General features: G+C 72.4%; 18 protein-coding genes. 7 read left to right on the top strand and 11 right to left on the bottom strand.

From position 1 onward, the window contains the following. Position 1 precedes the first annotated feature (1 nt). Positions 2-295: a DUF397 domain-containing protein gene (locus ACFZDK_RS30470; RefSeq protein ID WP_390977129.1), complete on the top strand. Its 294-nt coding sequence runs from the start codon at positions 2-4 to the stop codon at positions 293-295. An 8-nt stretch (positions 296-303) separates the two neighbouring features. Here the strand turns inward: ACFZDK_RS30470 and ACFZDK_RS30465 are convergent, their stop codons facing one another. The 5 genes from ACFZDK_RS30465 to ACFZDK_RS30445 all read right to left on the bottom strand — a co-directional run bounded on the left by ACFZDK_RS30465 (position 304) and on the right by ACFZDK_RS30445 (position 4,190). After that, a complete protein-coding gene (locus ACFZDK_RS30465) occupies positions 304-696 on the bottom strand; it encodes a hypothetical protein (RefSeq protein ID WP_390977128.1) in 393 nt (130 codons plus the stop codon). Further along, positions 693-974, bottom strand: coding sequence for an Arc family DNA-binding protein (locus ACFZDK_RS30460; RefSeq protein ID WP_390977127.1), 282 nt, complete (start codon positions 972-974; stop codon positions 693-695). Before ACFZDK_RS30460 ends, ACFZDK_RS30465 begins: the two co-directional genes overlap by 4 nt. Before the next feature lie 80 nt (positions 975-1,054). Beyond that, the gene (locus tag ACFZDK_RS30455; RefSeq protein WP_390977310.1) at positions 1,055-1,852 is read right to left on the bottom strand and encodes a TIM barrel protein; all 798 of its coding nucleotides are present in this window, start codon (positions 1,850-1,852) and stop codon (positions 1,055-1,057) included. A 32-nt stretch (positions 1,853-1,884) separates the two neighbouring features. Continuing rightward, on the bottom strand, positions 1,885-3,036 hold the full coding sequence (locus tag ACFZDK_RS30450) for a DUF993 family protein (protein WP_390977126.1): 1,152 nt from the start codon (positions 3,034-3,036) through the stop codon (positions 1,885-1,887). Next, positions 3,033-4,190 carry a Gfo/Idh/MocA family oxidoreductase gene (locus ACFZDK_RS30445; protein WP_390977125.1) on the bottom strand — a complete coding sequence of 386 codons (1,158 nt, stop codon included), beginning with the start codon at positions 4,188-4,190 and terminating at the stop codon, positions 3,033-3,035. The genes ACFZDK_RS30450 and ACFZDK_RS30445 overlap by 4 nt, the downstream gene beginning before the upstream one ends. 227 nt (positions 4,191-4,417) lie before the next feature. Between ACFZDK_RS30445 and ACFZDK_RS30440 the strand changes: the two genes are divergently transcribed. Further along, positions 4,418-5,464: a substrate-binding domain-containing protein gene (locus ACFZDK_RS30440; protein WP_390977124.1), complete on the top strand. Its 1,047-nt coding sequence runs from the start codon at positions 4,418-4,420 to the stop codon at positions 5,462-5,464. Between the two features lie 334 nt (positions 5,465-5,798). On the opposite strand, the gene ACFZDK_RS30435 is transcribed toward ACFZDK_RS30440, so the two are convergent. Beyond that, a complete protein-coding gene (locus tag ACFZDK_RS30435) occupies positions 5,799-7,034 on the bottom strand; it encodes an FAD-dependent monooxygenase (protein ID WP_390977123.1) in 1,236 nt (411 codons plus the stop codon). 125 nt (positions 7,035-7,159) lie between these two features. Then, positions 7,160-7,549, bottom strand: coding sequence for a hypothetical protein (locus tag ACFZDK_RS30430; RefSeq protein ID WP_390977122.1), 390 nt, complete (start codon positions 7,547-7,549; stop codon positions 7,160-7,162). Between the two features lie 386 nt (positions 7,550-7,935). Here ACFZDK_RS30430 and ACFZDK_RS30425 point away from each other — a divergent pair, with 386 nt between their 5' ends. Beyond that, the gene (locus ACFZDK_RS30425; RefSeq protein WP_390977121.1) at positions 7,936-8,871 is read left to right on the top strand and encodes a GNAT family N-acetyltransferase; all 936 of its coding nucleotides are present in this window, start codon (positions 7,936-7,938) and stop codon (positions 8,869-8,871) included. A 17-nt stretch (positions 8,872-8,888) separates the two neighbouring features. Continuing rightward, positions 8,889-9,689, top strand: coding sequence for a TIM barrel protein (locus ACFZDK_RS30420; RefSeq protein ID WP_390977120.1), 801 nt, complete (start codon positions 8,889-8,891; stop codon positions 9,687-9,689). Between the two features lie 51 nt (positions 9,690-9,740). Here the strand turns inward: ACFZDK_RS30420 and aroA are convergent, their stop codons facing one another. After that, positions 9,741-10,991, bottom strand: coding sequence for a 3-phosphoshikimate 1-carboxyvinyltransferase (gene aroA / locus ACFZDK_RS30415; protein ID WP_390977119.1), 1,251 nt, complete (start codon positions 10,989-10,991; stop codon positions 9,741-9,743). A gap of 480 nt (positions 10,992-11,471) precedes the next feature. Here aroA and ACFZDK_RS30410 point away from each other — a divergent pair, with 480 nt between their 5' ends. Next, entirely contained in the window at positions 11,472-13,265 is a 1,794-nt protein-coding gene (locus ACFZDK_RS30410; protein WP_390977118.1) for a glycoside hydrolase family 3 N-terminal domain-containing protein, read from the top strand. Positions 13,266-13,367: 102 nt separating this feature from the next. Then, a complete protein-coding gene (locus ACFZDK_RS30405) occupies positions 13,368-13,988 on the top strand; it encodes a hypothetical protein (protein ID WP_390977117.1) in 621 nt (206 codons plus the stop codon). A gap of 1 nt (position 13,989) precedes the next feature. On the opposite strand, the gene ACFZDK_RS30400 is transcribed toward ACFZDK_RS30405, so the two are convergent. Both ACFZDK_RS30400 and ACFZDK_RS30395 read right to left on the bottom strand, forming a co-directional pair. Continuing rightward, positions 13,990-14,382 (bottom strand): hypothetical protein, encoded by a 393-nt coding sequence (locus tag ACFZDK_RS30400; protein ID WP_390977116.1) that lies wholly within the window; start codon positions 14,380-14,382, stop codon positions 13,990-13,992. Between the two features lie 114 nt (positions 14,383-14,496). Beyond that, the gene (locus ACFZDK_RS30395) at positions 14,497-18,297 is read right to left on the bottom strand and encodes an ABC transporter transmembrane domain-containing protein (RefSeq protein ID WP_390977115.1); all 3,801 of its coding nucleotides are present in this window, start codon (positions 18,295-18,297) and stop codon (positions 14,497-14,499) included. A gap of 190 nt (positions 18,298-18,487) precedes the next feature. Here ACFZDK_RS30395 and ACFZDK_RS30390 point away from each other — a divergent pair, with 190 nt between their 5' ends. Next, positions 18,488-20,206 carry an MOSC domain-containing protein gene (locus ACFZDK_RS30390; protein ID WP_390977114.1) on the top strand — a complete coding sequence of 573 codons (1,719 nt, stop codon included), beginning with the start codon at positions 18,488-18,490 and terminating at the stop codon, positions 20,204-20,206. A 277-nt stretch (positions 20,207-20,483) separates the two neighbouring features. Here ACFZDK_RS30390 and ACFZDK_RS30385 read toward each other — a convergent pair whose 3' ends face one another. After that, on the bottom strand, positions 20,484-21,626 hold the full coding sequence (locus ACFZDK_RS30385; protein WP_390977113.1) for a pentapeptide repeat-containing protein: 1,143 nt from the start codon (positions 21,624-21,626) through the stop codon (positions 20,484-20,486). Between the last annotated feature and the right edge of the window lie 3 nt (positions 21,627-21,629).

The raw sequence follows: 21,629 nt of genomic DNA, 5'->3' as shown, positions 1-21,629 counted from the left end.
CGTGAGCTTCGCGGCCGGCATACGGGCACGAGTACGGGTACGTGTGCGCGAGCGGTACGACCGGCCTGCGGCGCCGTCGTCCGCGAGCGGGCAGGAGGAGCCGGAGCAACGGCTCGACCAGCCGGGTCATGAGCACACCGTCACCAGCTGGCACAAGTCCAGCTATAGCGGCGGTGACCAGGGTGAATGCCTCGAAGTAGCCCGTGGCCATGCCAGCGGCCCCGCGTTGGTCTTCTCGGCGGACGGCTGGGCCGCGTTCGTCGGGGCCGTGCGGGACGGGCGTATCAGTGGCTGACGCCCCGCTCAGCGGTTCAGGTCCATCACCCCGACGCCGAGTCCTTCGTACGGATCCGGCGCTACGGAGGCGATCAGGCCGCCCATGGGGAGCGTCTGGTTCGGGCGCGCGGTGTGCACAGCGGCGGAGACACCGAGGTCGACACCCGCACGGCGCAGTTCTGCGACGGTGACCGCCATGGAGTAGTCGTCGTCGACGAGATGGAGTACGTCGACCAGCACGCCCACGTGGTCAACGATCCCGGCACGTTGACGCTCCGCCTCCAGGAGACACAGGACGGGCACCCACAGACGCATGTCGTCACTGGCGGCAGCGGCATGGATCAGGCCGGAGACCTGTTTGTCGCCTCCCATCGCCAGGAGGGTGGGGGTGTCGAGGACGTAGTGCTCGGTCCAGCTCAAGGGTTCGGCTCCGTCCCGGCCGAGGTGGCACGGTGTGCGGCGGCGGCCTCCCGCATCTTGCGCCGCATCTCGGCGGACTCCTCGTCCGAAACGTAGTGCCCGAAGCGCTCGGCAAGCAGCGCGCGCGTGCGGTCGGCCCGTTCCCTGATCTGCTCGGGGGTCAGCGTCTGAGCAGCGATGTCCTGCATGAGGGCACGGAGGCTGGTACCTCGCGCCTCGGCCACGGCGGCCAGCTGGTCACGGACTTCGGCGGGCACACGGATCATGACGTCGGACATGCGCCGAGTATACGGTACGTATACGTCACCGTGCGGCGGCGGCCGGAGAGCAGGTTCGCTTCTTCGGCCGCCGCGCCGGACTACGCCGTGTGGGTCAGGAAGCGTTCCGCCGTCTCCGCGAGTACCTCCCGGCCGTCCCTCGCCCACAGGCCGTCGTTGAAGAGTTCGACCTCGATGGGGCCGGTGTAGCCGGCGGCCTCCACGTAGGCCTTCCACTCGCGCATGTCGATCGCGCCGTCGCCGATCTGGCCGCGGCCGTTGAGGACGCCCTCGGGCAACGGGGTGGTCCAGTCGGCGAGTTGGAAGGTGTGGATGCGGTTGCCGACGCCGGCGCGGGCGATCTGGGCGGGGGCCTGGTCGTCCCACCAGATGTGGTACGTGTCGACGGTGACGCCGACCTGGTGGGCGGGGAAGCGTTCCGCGAGGTCCAGGGCCTGGGTGAGGGTGGAGACCACGCAGCGGTCGGCGGCGTACATGGGGTGGAGGGGCTCGATGGCGAGGCGTACGCCGTGCTGCTCGGCGTAGGGGCCCAGCTCGGCGAGGGCGTCCGCGATGCGTTCGCGGGCGCCGTGCAGGTCCTTGGAGCCGGCCGGGAGGCCGCCCGAGACCAGGACGAGGGTGTCCGTGCCGAGGGTCGCGGCCTCCTCGATCGCCCGCCGGTTGTCGGCCAGGGCGGCGGCGCGTTCGGCGGGGTCGATCGCCGTGAAGAAGCCGCCCCGGCAGAGGGTGGTGACGGTCAGGCCCGCCTCGCGCAGCAGTTTGGCGGTCGCGTCGACGCCGTAGGACTGGACCGGCTCGCGCCAGAGGCCGACGCCCGGGACGCCCAGGTCCAGGCAGGCGTCGGCCAGTTCGGGCAGGGAGAGCTGCTTGACGGTCATCTGGTTGATCGAGAAGCGGGAGAGGTCGCCGGTCACTGGCTGACTCCGTACAGGGCGAGCAGGGTCTTCATCCGTTCCTCGGCGAGCTTGGGGTCCGGGAACAGGCCCAGGCCGTCGGCGAGTTCGTAGGCGCGGGCGAAGTGCGGCAGGGAGCGGGCCGACTGGAGGCCGCCGACCATGGTGAAGTGTGCCTGGTGGCCGGCGAGCCAGGCCAGGAACACCACGCCGGTCTTGTAGAAGCGGGTGGGGGTCTGGAAGAGGTGGCGGGAGAGTTCGACGGTGGGGTCGAGGAGGGCGCGGAAGCCCGCCGTGTCGCCCGTGTCGAGGATCCGGACCGCCTGGGCCGCCAGCGGGCCCAGCGGGTCGAAGATGCCGAGCAGGGCGTGGCTGAAGCCCTGGTCGTCGCCCGCGATCAGCTCGGGGTAGTTGAAGTCGTCGCCGGTGTAGCAGCGGACGCCCTGCGGGAGGCGGCGGCGCAGGTCGATCTCGCGCTGGGCGTCGAGCAGGGAGACCTTGATGCCGTCGACCTTGTCGGGGTGGGCGGCGATGACGTCCAGGAAGACGTCGGTGGCCGCGTCGAGGTCGGTGGAGCCCCAGTAGCCCTCCAGGGCCGGGTCGAACATCGGGCCGAGCCAGTGCAGGACGACCGGTTCGGTGGCCTGGCGGAGCAGGTGGCCGTAGATCTCCAGGTAGTCCTCGGGGCCCGAGGCGGTGGCCGCGAGGGCGCGCGAGGCCATCAGGATGGCCTGGGCGCCGGACTCCTCGACGAGCGCGAGCTGCTCCTCGTAGGCGGCCCGGATCTCGGCGAGGGTGCCGCCGGTGATCTGGTCGGTGCCGACGCCGCAGGCGATCCGGCCGCCGACCGCCTTCGCCTCGGCGGCGCTGCGGCGGATCAGCTCGGCGGCGCCCGCCCAGTCCAGGCCCATGCCGCGCTGGGCGGTGTCCATCGCCTCGGCGACGCCGAGCCCGTGGGACCACAGGTGGCGGCGGAAGGCGAGGGTGGCGTCCCAGTCGACGGCGGCGGGCGAGTCGGGGGACACGTCGGCGAACGGGTCGGCGACGACGTGCGCCGCCGAGAAGACCGTACGGGAGGTGAAGGGGGTGCCGGGGGTGACGGCGAGCGGCTCGGTGCGGGGTTCGTAGGTCCGCAGGGTGCCGCCCGCCGAGGGGAGCTGAATGGTCACAGCGCGATCTCCGGTACGTCGATGCGGCGGCCCTCGGTGGAGGACTTCAGGCCCAGCTCGGCGAGCTGTACGCCGCGGGCGCCGGCCAGCAGGTCCCACTGGTAGGGGGCGTCGGCGTAGACGTGCTTGAGGAACAGCTCCCACTGGGCCTTGAAGCCGTTGTCGAACTCGGTGTTGTCGGGGATCTCCTGCCACTGGTCGCGGAAGGCGTAGGTGGCCGGGATGTCCGGGTTCCAGACCGGCATGGGGGTCGCGCTGCGGTGCTGGGCACGGCAGTTGCGCAGGCCGGCGACCGCTGAGCCTTCGGTGCCGTCCACCTGGAACTCGACGAGTTCGTCGCGGTTGACGCGGACCGCCCAGGAGGAGTTGATCTGGGCGATGGCGCCGCCGTCGAGTTCGAAGATGCCGTAGGCGGCGTCGTCGGCGGTGGCGTCGTAGGGCTTGCCGTTCTCGTCCCAGCGCTGCGGGATGTGGGTGGCGGTGAGGGCCTGGACGGACTTCACGCGGCCGAACAGCTCGTGCAGGACGTACTCCCAGTGCGGGAACATGTCGACGACGATGCCGCCGCCGTCCTCCGCGCGGTAGTTCCAGGAGGGGCGCTGGGCGCTCTGCCAGTCGCCCTCGAAGACCCAGTAGCCGAACTCGCCGCGGACGGAGAGGATGCGGCCGAAGAAGCCGCCGTCGATGAGCCGCTTCAGCTTGAGCAGGCCGGGCAGGAAGATCTTGTCCTGGACGACGCCGTGCTTGATGCCCTTGGCGTGCGCGAGCCGGGCGAGCTCCAGGGCGCCGTCGAGGCCGGTCGCGGTGGGCTTCTCGGTGTAGATGTGCTTCCCGGCGGCGATCGCCTGCTTGAGGGCCTCCTCGCGGGCGGAGGTGACCTGGGCGTCGAAGTAGATGTCGATGGTGGGGTCGGCGAGGACCGCCGAGAGGTCCGTGGCGATGTGCTCGCCGGACAGACCGTGCCGGTCGGCGATCTCGCGGAGCGCGTGCTCGCGGCGGCCGACGAGGACCGGTTCCGGCCACAGCACGGTGCCGTCGCCGAGGTCGAGACCGCCCTGCTCGCGCAGGGCGAGGATCGAGCGGACGAGGTGCTGGCGGTAGCCCATGCGTCCGGTCACGCCGTTCATGGCGACCCGCACCGTCTTGCGTGTCACGTGGTTCCCTTCGTCCGCGTGCGTCTCAGCAACGCAGCAAGCGCTTTCTATACAGTCTGAAGCTAGCCTTTCACCACTGGTCTGTACAAGACCGTGATGGGGTCGAGTTGTTCGAGGGGGCGAACAACAGGAGTGAATGGCCTTATGGTCTGCTCGGCAAGGGGGCTTCCTTTGATCAGGCTGTGTACGAAGACGTACGACGAGATGCGCGACCGGAGGACGACGAGATGACGGTGACCCTGGCGGACGTGGCGGCCCGCGCCCAGGTCTCGCCCGCGACGGTGTCGCGCGTACTGAACGGCAACTACCCCGTGGCGGCGACCACGCGGGAACGGGTGCTGCGGGCGGTGGACGAGCTGGACTACGTCCTCAACGGCCCCGCGAGCGCGCTCGCGGCGGCGACCTCCGATCTGGTCGGCATCCTCGTCAACGACATCGCCGACCCGTTCTTCGGCATCATGGCAAGCGCCATCCAGGCCGAGATCGGCGGTCCCGGCGGGCGTGCGGGCGGCGAGCGGCTGGCGGTGGTCTGCAACACCGGGGGCTCCCCGGAGCGGGAGCTGACGTATCTGACCCTGCTGCAGCGGCAGCGGGCGGCGGCGGTGATCCTGACCGGCGGGGCCATGGAGAACGCGCCGCACGCGGCGGCGGTGGCGGCGAAGCTGCGCAAGCTGGCGGACGCGGGGACCCGGGTGGTGCTGTGCGGGCGGCCGCCGGCGCCGGACACCGACGCGGTGGCCCTGACCTTCGACAACCGCGGCGGCGGGCGGGAGCTGACCGAGCACCTCATCGGGCTCGGCCACCGGCGGCTCGGCTACATCGCCGGTCCCGAGGAGCGCACGACCACCCGGCACCGCCTGGAGGGCCACCGGGCCGCGCTCGCCGACGCGGGCATCGAGGAGGACCCGCGCTGGACCGTGCACGGCCGCTACGACCGGCGGGCGGGGTACGAGGCCACGCTGGAGCTGCTGCGCCGGGACCCGACGCTCACCGCGGTGGTCGCCGCGAACGACTCCGTCGCGCTCGGCGCGTGCGCCGCGCTGCGCGAGTCGGGCCTGCGGATCCCGGCCGACGTGTCCGTGGCCGGCTTCGACGACCTGCCCTTCAGCATCGACGTGGTGCCGTCACTGACGACGGTGCGGCTGCCGCTCGCGGAGGCGGGGGCACGAGCCGGACGCATCGCCATGGGCCGCGAGGAGCCGCCACCGGGAGGCATCGCGACGGTACGCGGCGAGTTGATGGTGCGGGGGTCCTCGGGTGTACCCCGCACCTGACCCTCAGTGCCGGTGCCGACTCGGGCACCGGGGGCGCGGCTCAGGTGCCCCCGACCACCCTCTCCGGCCCCCACACCGCCGCTACGGCCCGTTGTCGCCGTAGACGCAGCGAAGGCCGGCCGCACGGCCTGTTCCCGACGCGGCGGGAGCCGCCGGCGCCTGCGCCGCTCCCGCCGCGGGCGAGGCAGTCGGCGCTGCCGGTTTCCGCCGCAGAGGAAGGCGTCGGCGCCGCCGGTTTCCCTTGGCGGAAGCGGTGGCGCCGCACCGCGCGCCGCCCGCTCCACCGCAGCGGTACCCGTCGGCGACTGCCCCGGCCCCGCCGCGGCGGAACCCGTCAGAGGCCGGCCTGCGGGGACCGGCTCAGCAGGGGCAGGGGGGCTGCGCCGCGTTTGCGGTCCTGGTACCAGCGGGTGCCGGTGTCGTAGGCGCGGCGGGCTCGGCGTATCGGTTTGAGTTGGGTGGCGAGGTGGGTCTGGTAACGCCAGGGGGGCTGGTGGCCCTGGCGTACCGCCATCGCGTAGGCGAAGTCGACGGGGCCGCGGTCGAGGTAGTCGTCGAGCTGCTCGAACCAGGCCATGCTGGTGCGGGCGGCCGCCTGGACGGGGTGGAGTTCGGTGCGGCGGCGCTTGTCGTACTCGCGCAGGGCGATGCGCAGGTCCGGGAAGCCCTTCAGGGCCTCGGCCAGGATGATGCCGTCGATCATGGCGAGCCGGGTGCCGGAGCCGAGCGTGAAGTGGGTGGTGTGGGCGGCGTCGCCGGCCAGGACGACCGGCCGGCCGGGGTCGCTGCCGTCGACCCAGGTCCGGTTGGCGAGGTGCGTGAAGCACTGCCACTTCGCCGGTGCGCCGCGCGACTTGCTGATCAGGGAGTGGCCGTCGAGGGCGCGGTGGAAGATCTTCTCCAGCAGGGGTACGGCGTCCTCCTCGTCGAGCGTGTCGAGGCCGAGGCCCTGCCAGGTCTGCGGGGAGCACTCCACGATGCAGGTGCTGACCCCCTTGAACGAGGGGTAGGCGTGGAACCAGATCCAGCCCGCCTCGGTCTGCTCGAAGGCGAAGACGAAGCTGTCGAACTGCCGGTCGGTGGCGAGCCAGATGTAGGGGTTGCGGCCGGTCTGCGTACGCGGGCCGAACTGCTCGGCGCGGCTCTGCCGGATCCGGCTGTTCGCGCCGTCGGCGGCCAGGATCAGGTCGGCGTCGGGCAGGTCGGCGGGGTCGGCGAGCCGTTCCCCGTGCCGTACGTCCACGCCGAGGGAGCGGGCGCGCCGAGTGAGGATGTCGAGGAGGGACGCGCGGCCCATGCTGTAGCCGTAGCCGCCGAAGTAGGCGGTGCCGTCGTGGCGGTTGCCGTGCAGACGGATCTCCTGCTGCTGCCAGAGCACCGAGCCGGCGCTCACCGCGCGTGCGCTCTCGGGGTCGTTGCGGTGCAGGATGTCGAGCAGGTCGCTCCAGTAGACGACGCCCCAGCCGTAGGTGGCCTCGGGCGGGTCCGCCTCCAGCACGATGATCTCGTGTCCGGCGTCCCGCAGCTTCGCCGAGATCGAGAAGTACAGTCCGGCCGGGCCTCCGCCCACGCACACGATCCTCATCCGGTCACCGCCTCCAGGACGGGTTCTGATGCATGGGTCCGGGTGCCCGAGGGGTCGGGCACCCGGATCCACCTTTTGCTGTCAGGGAGCGTCAAACGCTGTGGCCTGGCTCAGTCTCCCCAGCCACCGCCGCCCCAGCCACCGCCGCCCCAGCCGCCGCCACCGTAGTGGCCGCCGCCCCAGCCGTAATCGTCGTCGTCGCCCCAGCCCCCGCCCCAGCCGCCGTGACCGCCGCCGTAGCCGCCGCCACCGTAGCCGCCGCCACCGTGACCGCCGCCGTAGCCGCCGCCACCGTGACCGCCGCCGTAGCCGCCGCCACCGTGACCGCCGCCACCGCCGTGACCGCCACCGCCACCGCCGTGGCCACCGCCACCGCCACCGTCGTCCTGGTAGGAGACGACGTGGTCAGGCGCAGACTGGTTGGCCGCACTGGCGACTCCGGCCCCGGCAGCGAGTGCCAGGATGGGTGCCGAAATCGCAGCGATGGCAACCCTCTTCATCCGTGTGGTGTGCGCGCGCATTTTTCGCCCCTCTCCGAGGGTGTGGTTGAGTTACGGCGGCCGCGCAGTGGCCGCTCCGCGTGCGCTCCAGAGCCTGCGCGCAGCTCTGAGCGCGTCCGCCGCCCTCGATGCCGGTTCTCCGCACCGCACGGGTTTTCTCCGGCGGACCACGTCACATCCGAAGTTGAAACGGACATAAGTGACGTTCGTGTATAAACCTACGGCGCTGGCGCGACGAAGTCAAAAGCAGGACCAGGCCCAGGCAAAAAAGAACAAGTAAAGCCTGCGGAGCCGCCGTTCGGGCCGATGGCTTCCGGCCGGGCGGGGTGCCGGGATAGCCTCGGAGGCGCGGTATCTCTGACTCAGTCAACCATCGGGGGCCAGCCATGACCGTCCAGGACATCCGCGCCTTCAACCGCTTCTACACCAACCTCATCGGCGCCCTCGACTACGGCCGCCACCTGTATGCCCCGTACACCCTCACCGAGTCCCGGGTGCTGTACGAGCTCGCGCACTCCGCGGACACCGACGCGGCCGACCTGCGGGCCGATCTCGCGCTGGACGCCGGGTACTTGAGCAGGATCCTCAACAAGTTCGAGGAGGCCGGACTGATCGAGCGCTCGGCCTCGGAGAAGGACCCCCGGCGCCGGCGCGTCTCCCTCACCCCGGACGGCCGGACCGCCGCCGAGCTGCTCGACGAGCGGGCCCGGGACTCGGTCGGCACCCTGCTGGGCGCCGTCGACCCCGGCGAGCGGCCCCGCCTCGCCGAGGCCATGCGCACCATCCGCACGCTCCTCGGCGACGGGCACGCCCCCGGCGACGCCGGCGAGGTCGTGCTGCGCGAGCCGCACCCCGGCGACCTGGGCTGGATCGTGCAGCGCAACGCCGCCCTGTACACCTCCGAGTACGGCTGGAACGCCGACTACGAGGGCCTGGTCGCCCGGATCGTCGCCGACTACGCCGAGGACCACGACCCGCACCTGGAGCGCACCTGGATCGCCGAGCGGGCGGGACGGCCGGTGGGCTGCGTGATGTGCGTACGGGACGACGCCCCGGGCACCGCGCGGCTGCGGCTGCTGCTGGTCGAACCGGAGGCCCGCGGGCTCGGCATCGGCGACCGGCTGGTCACCGCCGTGATCGCGTTCGCGCGCGGGGTCGGCTACCGCGACCTGGTCCTGTGGACCAACGACATCCTGTCCTCGGCCCGCCACATCTACCAGCGGCACGGTTTCGTCCTCACCGCCGAGAAACCGCACCGCTCCTTCGGCAAGGATCTGGTCGGTCAGGACTGGCGGCTGGACCTGCACGGAACCGGCGAGTGAGAAGTAGGTTGGTGAGCATGAGGTTCGCCTTCTCCACCCTCGGGGTTCCCGGTCTGCCGGTGCCGGACGTGCTGGCGCTCGCCACCGCCCACGGCTACCACGGCGTCGAACTGCGCGCCCATCCCGAAGAGCCCGTCCATCCCGGCCTCGGCCCGGCCGCGCGGGCCGACGTGGCCGCCGAGTTCAAGGCGGCCGGGGTGGAGGTGCTGGGCGTCGCCGGGTACGCGCGCCTCGCGGCCCCCGGCGAGGACGGCCCGGTACTCGACGAGACGCGCGGGCTCCTCCAGCTCGCGCACGACCTGGGCGCCTCCTTCGTCCGGGTCTTCCCCGGCGCCGACCCGGCGCTGCCCGCCGCCGAGTCCGACGCGATCGCCGCCCGGCGGCTCGGCACCGTCGCCGAGGACGCCTCCGCCCTCGGGGTACGGGTCCTGCTGGAGACCCACGACTCGCACCGCACCGGTGCCGACGCGATCCGCATCCTCGGCCCGGTCGGCCACCGCATGGTCGGCTCGCTCTGGGACGTCATGCACACCTGGCTGGGCGGCGAGCAGCCCACCGAGACCTACGCGGCCCTCGCACCACACCTCGGCTACGTCCAGGTCAAGGACATCGCCTCGGCCGACGACACCACCCCGCTCCCGCTCGGCGCCGGCATCCTGCCGCTCTCCGACTGCGTCGAGATCCTCTCCCGGCACGGCTGGGACGGCTGGCTGTGCTGGGAGTACGAGAAGCGCTGGTACGAGGCGGCCGCCCCGCTGCCCGGGCTGCTGGCGGCGGGCCGGGAGCACCTGGCACGGCTCCTCAACGAGTCGGCGTAACGCCGCGCAGAGCCGGCTCGGCGAGCGAACCGGCTCACCGCACGAACCCGCTCACCCGCCGTCGGACGAGATTCCCCACCCGGCGGCCAGCTCCCCGAACGCCTCGTGGAAGCCGGGGAAGGTCTTCTTCACGCATCCCGGGTCGTCGAAGGAGATCCCCGGCACGCGGAGGCCGGTCACCGCGAACGACATGACGATGCGGTGGTCGCCGAAGGTCTTGATCTCGGCGGGGGCGGGGGTGCCGGGGCGGATCTCGATCCAGTCGTCGCCCGTGCTGACCCCGACGCCCAGCCGGCGCAGATTCTCCGCGCAGGCGTCGAGCCGGTCGCACTCCTTCACCCGGGTGTTGGCGACGTCCTCGATCCGGACGGGTCCGTCGGCGAAGGGGGCGATGGCCGCGAGGGTGGGCATGGTGTCGGAGACGTCGCGCATGGTGACGGTCAGGCCCCGGAGTCCGCCGGTGCCCCGGACGGTCGTCCGGTCCGCCCCGACCACCACCTCCGCGCCCATCCGCCGCAGCACGTCCACGAACCGCAAGTCGCCCTGGAGCGCGCCCTGTCCGAGCCCCGGGACGGTGATCTCACGGCCCGTCACGGCCGCCGCGGCGAAGAAGTAGCTCGCGGTGGAGGCGTCGGGTTCGATCGCGTAGGTCGTTGCCCGGTAGCCGCCGGGCGGGACGACGAAGGTGTCCCCCTCCCGGGCCACCTCCACCCCGAACGACCGCATCATCGAGAGCGTGATCTCCACGTACGGCGCGGAGACCAGGTCCGTCACCCGGATCCGCAGGCCCCTGCGGGTGAGCGGGCCGAGCAGCAGCAGCGCGGTGAGGTACTGCGAGGACTGCCCGGCGTCGAGGGTGACGTCACCGCCCTCGACGCCGGCCGCCTCGATCCGCAGCGGGTGGTGTCCCTCCGCGCCCTCGTGGCGCAGGTCGACCCCGAGGTCGCGCAGGGCGCGGGTGAGCGGGGCGAGGGGGCGGCGGCGCATCTGCTCGGAGGCGTCGAAGCGGTAGCTGCCGTGGCCGGCCGCGGCGAGGGTGGGCAGGAAGCGGGCGGTGGTGGCGCCGTCGCGGCAGTAGACGTCGGCGGCGGGCAGCGCGGGGCCCTGCGGGCGGCCGTCCACCTGCCAGGCGTCCGGGGTGCGGCCGACGCGGTAGCCGAGCCGGACCAGGCCCTCGGCGAAGCCCTCGGTGTCGTCGGAGCGGAGGGGGCGCAGGAGGGTGGTGACGCCGTCGGCGGCGGCCGCGAGGAAGAGGGCGCGGGCGGTGACGGACTTGGAACCGGGGATGTCGACGGGGGGCATTCGCCCATGATCGCCGGATGGGGGTTTCTTGTGCGGGGGTTTCCATCAGGTGGAACGGGTTGTTCCTCGGGTGCGGGTCGGTGGGGGCTGGTCGCGCCCACGCGGCGGAGCCGCACATCGATACAGCCCCGCGCCCCTACGGGGCGCGTTGCCCCTGACGCAACTTCCAGCTCACGCCTCCCGAATTGCGGAAATGCGCCGCCCGCCGGGAACCCCCTCCCCTCTCCGTCCGTCCAACCCGCAGGCTGTCGGAAGAGTCTCCGTGGTGCGGTGTCGGCCCTCGCCGCTGGCTGCGATCGCTGACCTACCCTCTCCGCCGGACCACGGCCGCCGGCCCGCCGCCATCGACGTGCCCCCCTCCAATGCGCCGATGGCGGCCCCTTTCCGGTTACCGTGCAGTCCCTTGACGGAAAGAAACTTCCCGGATAGTGGTGCTTCACGGAAGTTTCCTTCAGCGGTACTCCACCGGAAGGAGCGCACGTGCCCTCCAGACGCACCCTCCTGGCCGCGACCGCGGGTGTCACCGCGGGACTGGCCGTCGGCGCCAGTGCGTACGCCCTCGGCTCCGACGACAAGAAGCTCCGCTCGCTGATCTCCGGGATGACTCTTGAGGAGAAGGTCGGGCAGCTGTTCGTGATGCGGGTCTACGGCCACTCGGCGACCGATCCCGACCAGGTGGACATCGATGCCAACCTCGAGGAGATCGGCGTGCGGACCGCCGCCGAGCTCGTCGCGAAGTACCGGGTCGGCGGGATCATCTACTTCACGTGGACGCACAACACCCGGGATCCGCGGCAGATCGCCGAGTTGTCGAACGGGATCCAGCGGGCCTCGCTGGCGCAGCCACGGGGTCTGCCGGTGCTCATCGCCACCGACCAGGAGCACGGCGCCGTCTGCCGGATCGGCAAACCCGCCACCCTCTTCCCGGGCGCGATGGCGATCGGGGCGGGCGGCTCGGCGGCCGACGCCCGCACCCTGGGCCGTATCTCGGGCGCGGAGTTGCGGGCGATGGGGGTCCGGCAGGACTACTCCCCCGACGCCGACGTCAACGTGAACCCGGCCAACCCCATCATCGGCGTACGGTCCTTCGGTGCCGACCCGGACGCGGTCGGGGCGCTGGTCGCCGCCGAGGTGGCGGGGTATCAGGCGGCCGGGGTGGCCGCCACGACCAAGCACTTCCCGGGGCACGGCGACACCGCCGTGGACAGCCACACCGGCTTCCCGGTGATCACGCACAGCCGGGAGCTGTGGGAGAAGCTGGACGCGGTCCCGTTCCGGGCGGCGGTCAAGGCGGGCATCGACTCGATCATGACCGCGCACCTCCAGTTCCCGGCGCTGGACGACTCCGGCGACCCGGCCACCCTGTCCCATCCGGTCCTCACCGGCATCCTGCGCGAGGAACTCGGCTACGACGGGGTCGTGGTGACCGACTCGCTGGGCATGGAAGGGGTCCGCACGAAGTACGGCGACGACCGGGTGCCCGTGCTCGCCCTCAAGGCCGGGGTCGACCAACTCCTCAACCCGCCCACCCTGGACATCGCCTGGAACGCCGTCCTGAAGGCCGTACAGGGCGGGGAACTGACCGAGTCCCGGCTCGATGAATCGATCCTCCGGATCCTGCGGCTGAAGTCCCGGCTGGGGCTGCTCGACCGGCCGTACGTGAACACGAAGGACGTCGGCCGGGTGGTCGGCACGGCCCGGCATCTCGCCGCCGCCGACCGGATCGCCGAGCGCACCACCACCCTGCTGGTCAACGAGGGCGGCCTGCTCCCCCTCTCCCGCGCGACGCACGGCAGGCTGCTGGTCGTCGGCGCCGACCCGGCCTCTCCGTCCGGTACGACGGGCCCGCCCACCGGCGTGCTCGCCACCGCCCTCACCGAACTCGGCTTCACCGCCACGGCGTTGTCCACCGGCACGGCACCCTCGGCGGCGACCGTCGACAAGGCGGTCGCGGCGGCGCGGGACGCGGACGCGGTGGTCGTCGGGACGTACAACGTCACGGCGGGCGGCGAACAGCAGCGGTTGGTGGAGCGGTTGGTCGCGACCGGCAGGCCGGTGGTGGCCGTGGCGGTCCGCAATCCGTACGATGCCGCCCAACTACCCACCGTGAAGGCCTTCTTGGCGAGCTACTCCTGGACCGACGTCGAACTGCGCGCCGCGGCCCGGGTGATCGCCGGCCGGGTGGCGCCGCGAGGCAGGCTGCCGGTGCCGGTGCAGCGGGCGGACGATCCGGCGCAGGTGCTGTATCCGATCGGCCACGGGCTGACGTACTAGACGTACGCCGCGGAACCGGGCGTAACACCCCCAACAGGCGGAAAGCCTCCCACACGGCTGGCGTGGGCCCTGCTCGCGGGCCACGCTGGCAGGGGGGTCGGTATGCGCAGGAGACGATGGGCGGGGGTTCTGGTGGCACTGGCCGTCGCCCTGCCGGCGGCCGGGTGCCGGTCGTCCTCGTCCGGGACCCCGGCGGGCAGCGCGCGGTCGACGGCGAGCGGGTCGGTGTCCGGGTACGGCACGCAGTTCCTCGCGGTCGGCGAGTGCAGTTCGTTCGGGACCGCCAGCTTCACCGAGGTGCCCTGCACCAGCGAGCGGGCGGCGGCCCGGGTCGTCGCGCGGTACGACGGGAGCGTCGCCGACGGACCGCCGTGCCCGGCCACCACCGACTTCGTGCTGCACATCAGCGCCCAGCGCGCGAGCGGCGACGAGGACGGCGACGGAACGATCCCGCAGGGCTACGCCTGCATGCGCGGCCTGGAGCCGCCGCACCCCGGGGACCCCGGCGGGGGCGGCGGACCGCGCACCATCGTCGGCGACTGCGTCTACGGCTCGGGCCACGGCCAGGTCCGGGAGACCGCCTGCGACGGCTCGGGCAAGCGCGCCCCGCAGTACGAGGTGGTGGCGGCCGTGACCGCGCGGGCGCGGTGCCCGGAGTCCACCGCCCTCTACGTCCAGCTCGGCGGCGAACGGCCGGTCGGCTGCGCCCGCCGGCTGCGCTAGCTCAGCACAGGATCCAGCCCGAGCTCACCGAGCTGCGGCCCACCGCGCCCTTCACCCACACGCACCGGTGTCCGGCGTGCACGGTCACCGGGCCCGCGCGGTGGCGGTACTTGCCCTTGTCGACCACCGGGCGGTTGCCGCGGGCCTGGACGCTGACGGACATGACGCGCTTGGAACCGGTGCTCTTGGGGAGGGTGACGGCGCAGACGTAGCCGCCCTGCCGGTAGATGTGCACGGTGCCGGTGGCGAAGGGCAGGGTCCGTACCTCGCGTCCGGCACAGCCGGCCGCGGTCACGGCCTGAGCCTGGGCCGGTGCCACGAGAGCAAGCGCCCCGGAGGCGGCCAGCACGGCCACGCCGAGCGCCAGCCGCCGCCGTATCGCACCACTGTCCACAGTCGTCCCCTCCCGTACCTCAGCTGTACACGAACCATGACCGTACTGAGGTACGGACGCACGACGTATGTCGGATGGTTGCACGGCCGTCAGACAGGCGTTCGGGCGGCTGGCTCAGCGGGCCGCGCCCACCGGCTCCTCCGGTTCCCCTGCCTGGCCGATGAAGGTGCGCCACAGCGCGGCGTACCGGCCGTCGCGGGCGAGCAGCGCGTCGTGGGTGCCGTCCTCGACGACCCGGCCGTGGTCCATGACCACCACCCGGTCGGCGCGGGCGGCGGTGGTCAGGCGGTGCGCGACGATCAGAGTGGTGCGCGCGTAAGCGCTCGTTGAGGGGTGGTGGTCGGGCGACGGGAGGGCGGTACGACGGCCGGCCAGGCGGTCGGTGGCCAGGTTGACCTGGGCCTCCGTCGCCAGGTCCAGGGCCGCCGTCGCCTCGTCGAGGAGCAGCACGTCGGGGTCGACGAGTTCGGCGCGGGCCAGGGCGATCAACTGCCGTTGCCCCGCCGAGAGGTTGCGGCCGCGCTCGGCCACCTCGTGGAGGTAGCCGCCGTCGAGGGTGGCGATCATCTCGTGGGCGCCGACCGTGCGGGCCGCCGCCTCCACCTCGGCGTCGGTGGCCTCGGGCCGCCCGTAGGCGATGGCGTCCCGGACGGTGCCCGGGAAGAGGTAGGCCTCCTGCGGGACGACGCCGAGCCGGTGCCGGTACGAGGTGAGGTCGAGGGCGCGCAGATCGGTGCCGTCGACCGTGACCCGGCCGCCCGTCGGGTCGTAGAACCGCGCGACCAGCTTGACGAGGGTCGACTTGCCGGCGCCGGTCTCGCCGACGAAGGCGACGGTCTGCCCGGCGGGGATCGTCAGGTCGATGCCGCCCAGGGCCTCCTCCGCCTCGTCGCCGGAGCCGTACGCGAAGTGCACGTCCTCGAAGGCGATCTCGCCCCGCAGGGACGGGACTTCGCGCGGCCGGTCGGCGGCCTTGGTCGACGTCGGCTCGCGCAGGAGTTCCTGGATGCGGCCGAGGGAGACGGTCGCCTGCTGGTAGCCGTCGAAGACCTGGGAGAGCTGCTGGACGGGCGCGAAGAACAGGTCGATGTAGAGGAGGTAGGCGACCAGCGCGCCGGTGGTGAGGGTGGCCGCCTCGACCCGGTGGGCGCCCGCCATCAGCACGCTCGCGGCGGCCACCGAGGACAGCAGCTGGACGAACGGGAAGTAGATCGATATCAGCCACTGGCCCCGGATACGGGCCTGGCGGTAGCTCTCGCTGCGCTCCGCGAAGCGCCGGGAGCCGTCGCCCTCGCGGCGGAAGGCCTGCAGGATCCTGAGGCCCGCCACCGACTCCTGGAGGTCGGCGTTGACCACCGACACCCGCTCCCGGGCGAGTTCGTACGCCTTCACGCTCGCCCGGCGGAAGAAGAAGGTAGCGATGATCAGCGGGGGCAGGGTGGCGAAGACGACGAGCGCGAGCTGTACGTCGATCACCAGCAGGACGACCATGATGCCGAAGAAGGTGACGACCGAGACGAAGGCGGTGACCAGCCCGGTCTGCAGGAACGTCGACAGGGCGTCGACGTCCGTCGTCATCCGGGTCATGATCCGGCCGGTCAACTCCCGCTCGTAGTAGTCGAGTCCGAGTCGCTGGAGCTGGGCGAAGATCTTCAGCCGGAGGGAGTAGAGGACGCGTTCGCCGGTGCGGCCGGTCATCCGCGTCTCGCCGATCTGGGCCGACCACTGGACGAGCACCGCGAGCAGCCCCAGCAGCGCGGCCGCCCAGACCGCGCCGAGCGCCATCTTCGTGACGCCCTGGTCGATGCCGTGCCGGATCAGCACCGGCAGCAGCAGGCCCATGCCGGCGTCCACGGCGACCAGGCCGAGGCTGACGAGCAGGGGCGCGCCGAAGCCGCGCAGCAGGCGGCGCAGGCCGTAGGAGTCCTCGGGGCGTACGGCGCCGGCCTCGTCGATGTCGGGGACGTCGGTCGCCGGGGGCAGCGCCTCGACCTGGGCGAGGAGTTCGGGGGTGGCCGGGGTGCCGGCGAGGGCGAGGTCCCGGGGCGTGCGGTCGCCGGTCCACAGCCGCGGGGTCACGCCGCGCTCGGCGTCGAACTCGGCGTCCAGCTCGTCCCGTACGGACGTGTCCTCGCGCGGTTCGAGGGGCAGCGCGTGTCCCGGGGAGACCCCGCCGAGCTCGTCGGGGTCGGTGAGCAGCCGCCGGTACAGGGCGGACCGCTCCTGGAGTTCGTCGTGGGTGCCGATGTCGGCGAGCCGGCCGCCGTCGAGGACGGCGATGCGGTCGGCGAGGTTGAGGGTGGAGCGGCGGTGCGCGATGAGGAGGGTGGTGCGGCCGCGCATGACGTGCGCGAGGGCCTCGTGGATCTCGTGCTCCACGCGGGCGTCGACGGCGGAGGTGGCGTCGTCGAGGACGAGCAGACGGGGGTCGGTGAGCAGGGCGCGGGCGAGGGCGACGCGCTGGCGCTGGCCCCCGGAGAGGGTGAGGCCCTGCTCGCCGACCTTGGTGTCGTAGCCCTCGGGCAGCTCGGCGACGAAACGGTCGGCCTGGGCGGCGCGGGCGGCGGCGAGGATCTCGTCCTCGGTCGCGCCGGGACGGCCGTAGGCGATGTTGTTGCGGACCGTGTCGGAGAAGAGGAACGAGTCCTCGGGCACCAGGCCGATCGCGGCCCGCAGGGAGTCCAGGGTGAGCTCGCGGACGTCGTGGCCGCCGACCAGGACGGCGCCGTGGGTGACGTCGTAGAAGCGGGGCAGCAGGAGGGAGACCGTGGACTTGCCGGACCCGGAGGAGCCGACGACGGCGAGGGTCTCGCCGGGGCGGATCTCGAAGCTGAGCCCCTGGAGGACGGGGCGCTCGTGGTCGTAGCCGAAGGACACGTCGTCGAACTCGACGGTCGCGGGCGCGTCGGCGGGCAGGGTCTTCGTGCCCTCGGTCATGGTCGGCCGGGTGTCGATCAGCTCCAGGACGCGCTCGGTGCCGGCGCGGGCCTGCTGGCCGACGGTGAGGACCACGGCGAGCATCCGGACCGGGCCGACCAGCTGGGCGAGGTAGGAGGAGAACGCGACGAAGGTGCCCAGCGTGATGTGACCGCGGACGGCCAGCCAGCCGCCGAGCGCCAGCATGGCGACCTGCCCGAGGGCGGGCACGGCCTGCAGGGCCGGGGTGAACCTGCTGTTCAGCCGGATCGTCCGCAGCCGCCCGGCGAACAGCTTCCGCCCGACCTCCCGCAGCTTCCCGGTCTCCTGCTCCTCCTGTCCGAAGCCCTTGACCACCCGCACCCCGCTCACGGCGCCGTCGACCACGCCGGCCACCGCGGCGGCCTGGGCCTGGGCGTACCAGGTGGCGGGGTGGAGCTTGCTGCGGCTGCGCTTGGCGATCCAGTACAGGGCCGGGGCGACGGCGAGGGCGACCAGGGTGAGCGGCGGCGACAGCCAGGCCATGATCCCGAGGGAGATCAGGAAGAGGAGGACGTTGCCGATGGTCATCGGCAGCATGAAGAGGAGCCCCTGGATGAGCTGGAGGTCGCTGGTGGCGCGCCCCACCACCTGGCCCGTGGACAGCTCGTCCTGCCGCCGTCCGTCGAGCCGGGTGAGGGTGTCGTACATCTCGGTCCGCAGGTCGTGCTGGACGTCGAGGGCGAGGCGGCCGCCGTAGTAGCGGCGGACGAAGGTGGCCGCGTAGACGAGGACGGCGGCGCCGATCAGTGCGCCGGCCCAGGGCCCCATGCTCCGGCTGTGGTCACCGATCACATCGTCGATGATCACCTTGGTGATCAGCGGTACGACGGCCAGCACGGCCATACCGGCCAGCGAGGACCCCAGCGCCAGCACGACGTCCCTGGGATGCCGCCACGCGTACCCCGCCAGCCTGCGCGCCCAGCCGCCCTGCCGCCGTTCCCCCTGTTGCGCTGCCACGCGGGTGCCCTTCGTTCGCCCTGGTCTTCCGCATGGCCACAACACGGAACGAAGCGGATTTCATCCCTCCGCAACAATTCCGGGGATGGGGACCCGGGCGGCCGACGGCAGGGACACGGCCGGGGGTCGTCCGACTTGCGCCGGGCGTTTTGTGCGGAAGCATCGGAGACGGGCACCGCAGGAGGTCCGCATGGCGAAGCTGCTGTCCGTCAACGTGGGAATGCCCGTGGACGTCTCCTGGCAGGGCAGGACCGTCCGCACCGGCGCGTGGAAGTCGCCCGTGCCCGGCCGCCGTATGGTGCGGCGGCTGAACGTCGAGGGAGACGGCCAGGGCGACCTGGCCGGGCACGGCGGCGAGATCCGGGCCGTGCTCGTCTACCAGCTGCAGTCCTACGAGTACTGGCGGCAGCGACTCGGTCGCGACGATCTGGCCTTCGGGATGTTCGGGGAGAACTTCACCGTCGACGGCCTGCCCGACGACGAGGTGTGCATCGGCGACCGGTACCGCGTGGGCGAAGCCGAGTTCGAGGTGACCCAGCCCCGGGTCACCTGCTACCGGGTCGGCATGCGCCTGGGCGAGCCCGCCATGGCCTCCCTCCTGGTCGCCCACCACCGTCCCGGCTTCTACCTGCGGGTGATCACCGAGGGGCGGGTCCAGGCCGGTGACGGCATCACCCTCGTCAGCAGGGGCCCGGGAGAACTCAGCGTCGCCGACGCCGACGCGCTGCTCTACCTGCCCGGCCGCGACCCCGCGAAGCTGCGCACCGCCCTGCGCATCCCCGCCCTCAGCCCCGGCTGGCAGCAGTCCTTCCGCGAACTCGCCGCCGCCAGGCAGCCCGGTCCCGAGCCGGGGCCGCCGGGCTTCAGGCCGATGCGTGTCGCCCGTATCGTCCCCGAGACCCTCGACGTCTCCTCGGTCCACCTCGGCCCCACCGACGGCACGCCCCTTCCCGAGGGCCGCCCCGGCCAGTACCTCTCCCTGCGCCTCGCCGTAGGCGGCGCGGCCCGCGAGATACGCAGCTACTCCCTGTCCTCGGCCGCCGGCTCCGAGGAGGGCACCTACCGGATCAGCGTCAAGCACGAGCCCCAGGGGAAAGTCAGCGGCTACATCCACGCCCGGCTGCGCGCCGGGGACCTGGTGGACGTCGCCGGCCCGCGCGGCACGTTCGTGCTCGACGAGGGCACCGGTCCGGTCGTCCTCGCCTCGGCGGGCATCGGCGTCACTCCCGTGCTCGCGATGCTCCACCGGCTCGCCGCCATCCGGGATCCGCGTCCCCTGTGGTGGATCCACACCGCCCACGACCGCGCCCACCACGCCTTCGCGACCGAGGCACACGCCCTCCTGGCCCGGCTCCCCCACGCACACGAGCACATCTACTACACCTCACAGCCCCCGCCTCCCGGCGACGCCCGGGTCACCCGGGGCCGCCCCACCGCCGCCTCCCTCACCGCTCTGGGCATCCCCGCCGACGCCGACGCCTACCTCTGCGGGCCGACCGCCTTCATGGACGACCTCAGCGGTCACCTTCGCGACCACGGCCTGCACCCCGAGCGGATCCACACGGAGCGGTTCGGCGCCCTCGCCGCGGTCAATCCCGGCGTCACCGCCACCGCCCCGGTACGCCCGCACCAGCCACCCGGTCCCCAGGGCACCGGTCCCCTCGTCACCTTCACCCGCAGCGGCCTCGCCACCCCGTGGTCACCAGCCCGCGCCTCGCTTCTCGAACTCGCCGAAGCCTGCTCCATCCCCACCCGCTGGTCCTGCCGCACCGGCGTCTGCCACACCTGCGTCACCCCGCTGGTGACAGGCGACGTCACCTACACCACCCCACCCCTCGAACTCCCCGAGCCCGGCACGGCCCTGGTCTGCTGCGCCACACCGGCCGGCGAGGTCGTCCTCGATCTCTAGACAGTGGTGTTCACGGCCGCGACGAACGCGAGCCATGCGGCGGGATGCCGGCGGGGTGGTGGTCGAGGACTTCGAGGCAGTTGTCGGCATTGGGGCTGCTGTATCCGGTCAGTCATGGTGCCCGTCCTCCTTCGCCGTAGCCCTGGGTCAGGGCCACGCCCGCCCCAATCCGTGAGCAGATCGCTGCAGAACGGAGTCGCCCCATGGGTCACCGCATCACGCGCACGGGGTACCTCTCCACGCCGGAGGCGAGGGCGTTGCGTGCTCCCTGAGCTCCCTACGCCAGGTCGGTTTGCAGCGGCGGGACTTGCCTCGTGAGCGCGGCGGCCGGCAGCGGACTGTCCGGTTCGGCGCCGGGGTCCGCGGCAACGACGACGCCGGCTGTTCGAGCGTCGAAGCCGGTCGGCCAGATCGTGAGGTCGCTCGCCATGGCGCCTTCCAGTCTCGCCCCTCGCAGGTCGGCGTTACCGAGGTCGCAACCCCGGAGGTCGGCCAGCCGCAGATCCGCACCGGCGAACACGGCGTCCTGGGCACAGGACTTGCGCAGATTCGCCTCCCGCAGGTCCGCACGGGAGAAGTCCGCCGATCTCAAGTCGGCCTTGACCAGGCGCGCGCCACGCAGATCGGCCTGCAGGCAGCGGACCTGACGGAGAATCGAGGTGCCGAGTTCGGCATGCCGCAGGTTGGCGGCGATCAGTGACGCCCCGCTCAGGTTGACCTGGTAGACGCTCGCCGCTTCCAGGCATGCGCCGTCGAAGTTGACCCCGTGCAGCCACAGTCCGTCACAGTCGGCTCGGCGCAGGTCGGTCAGGCTGACGTTGAGCCACTCCGGACGGCGATCCTGGTACAGGACCCCGAGGCAGGTCAGCGCCGTCTGAGCATCCGCGGCGCGGGTCTCCAACGGAAGCACCGAGTTGACGGACACGTCCGCCGCCGGACCGGAGGCTTCCTGCGGCGGCCAGGGCACGTGGGTGCGCAGATACGCCGCCATGAGGGAGACGATCGCCTCGTGGTCGCGGTCGGAATGGTCCGCGAGGCGCCACAGTGCGTGGATGCCCCCGATCCGCACGTCCAGCTTGTCACTGCCGAGCTGGTCCACGGCCCGGCTGAAGCGGTCGGTGATGTTCCCCTCCCGGGTCGCGTTCAGCCCGTCCTGGCTGACGCGCACCTGCCGCCAGGTGGCATAGGCGCCGAACAGGACGACCGCACCGCCGAGCGCCTGCAGAAGCGTGGTGCGCACGTTGTTCACCGCGTTCAACCGGTCCGCTGCCGCGAGGTGGCCGCCTCCGAGGTCGTGCTTGACCATCAGCCCCGGAAGAACCAGGAGCACCAAGCCCAGTACCGCGATCACGGCCAGCACGGACGACGCCACGACAGCGGCACGAGCCAGGCTCCACCGGCCGCGAAGAGATCCCCCCATAGC

Origin of the sequence: Streptomyces sp. NPDC007901, from assembly GCF_042959465.1 — a bacterium.
In the GTDB taxonomy this organism is placed as follows: Bacteria; Actinomycetota; Actinomycetes; order Streptomycetales; family Streptomycetaceae; genus Streptomyces.
The sequence above is the reverse complement of the archived record's forward strand: the minus strand, read 5'-3'. Positions and strand labels throughout refer to the sequence as shown.

Coding starts and splice junctions, on each gene's coding strand:
- ACFZDK_RS30460 (WP_390977127.1), bottom strand. CDS start 974: ATGTCCGACGTCATGATCCGTGTGCCCGCCGAAGTCCGTGACCAGCTG.
- ACFZDK_RS30455 (WP_390977310.1), bottom strand. CDS start 1,852: ATGACCGTCAAGCAGCTCTCCCTGCCCGAACTGGCCGACGCCTGCCTG.
- ACFZDK_RS30440 (WP_390977124.1), top strand. CDS start 4,418: ATGACGGTGACCCTGGCGGACGTGGCGGCCCGCGCCCAGGTCTCGCCC.
- ACFZDK_RS30430 (WP_390977122.1), bottom strand. CDS start 7,549: ATGAAGAGGGTTGCCATCGCTGCGATTTCGGCACCCATCCTGGCACTC.
- ACFZDK_RS30425 (WP_390977121.1), top strand. CDS start 7,936: ATGACCGTCCAGGACATCCGCGCCTTCAACCGCTTCTACACCAACCTC.
- ACFZDK_RS30420 (WP_390977120.1), top strand. CDS start 8,889: ATGAGGTTCGCCTTCTCCACCCTCGGGGTTCCCGGTCTGCCGGTGCCG.
- aroA (WP_390977119.1), bottom strand. CDS start 10,991: ATGCCCCCCGTCGACATCCCCGGTTCCAAGTCCGTCACCGCCCGCGCC.
- ACFZDK_RS30405 (WP_390977117.1), top strand. CDS start 13,368: ATGCGCAGGAGACGATGGGCGGGGGTTCTGGTGGCACTGGCCGTCGCC.
- ACFZDK_RS30390 (WP_390977114.1), top strand. CDS start 18,488: ATGGCGAAGCTGCTGTCCGTCAACGTGGGAATGCCCGTGGACGTCTCC.
- ACFZDK_RS30385 (WP_390977113.1), bottom strand. CDS start 21,626: ATGGGGGGATCTCTTCGCGGCCGGTGGAGCCTGGCTCGTGCCGCTGTC.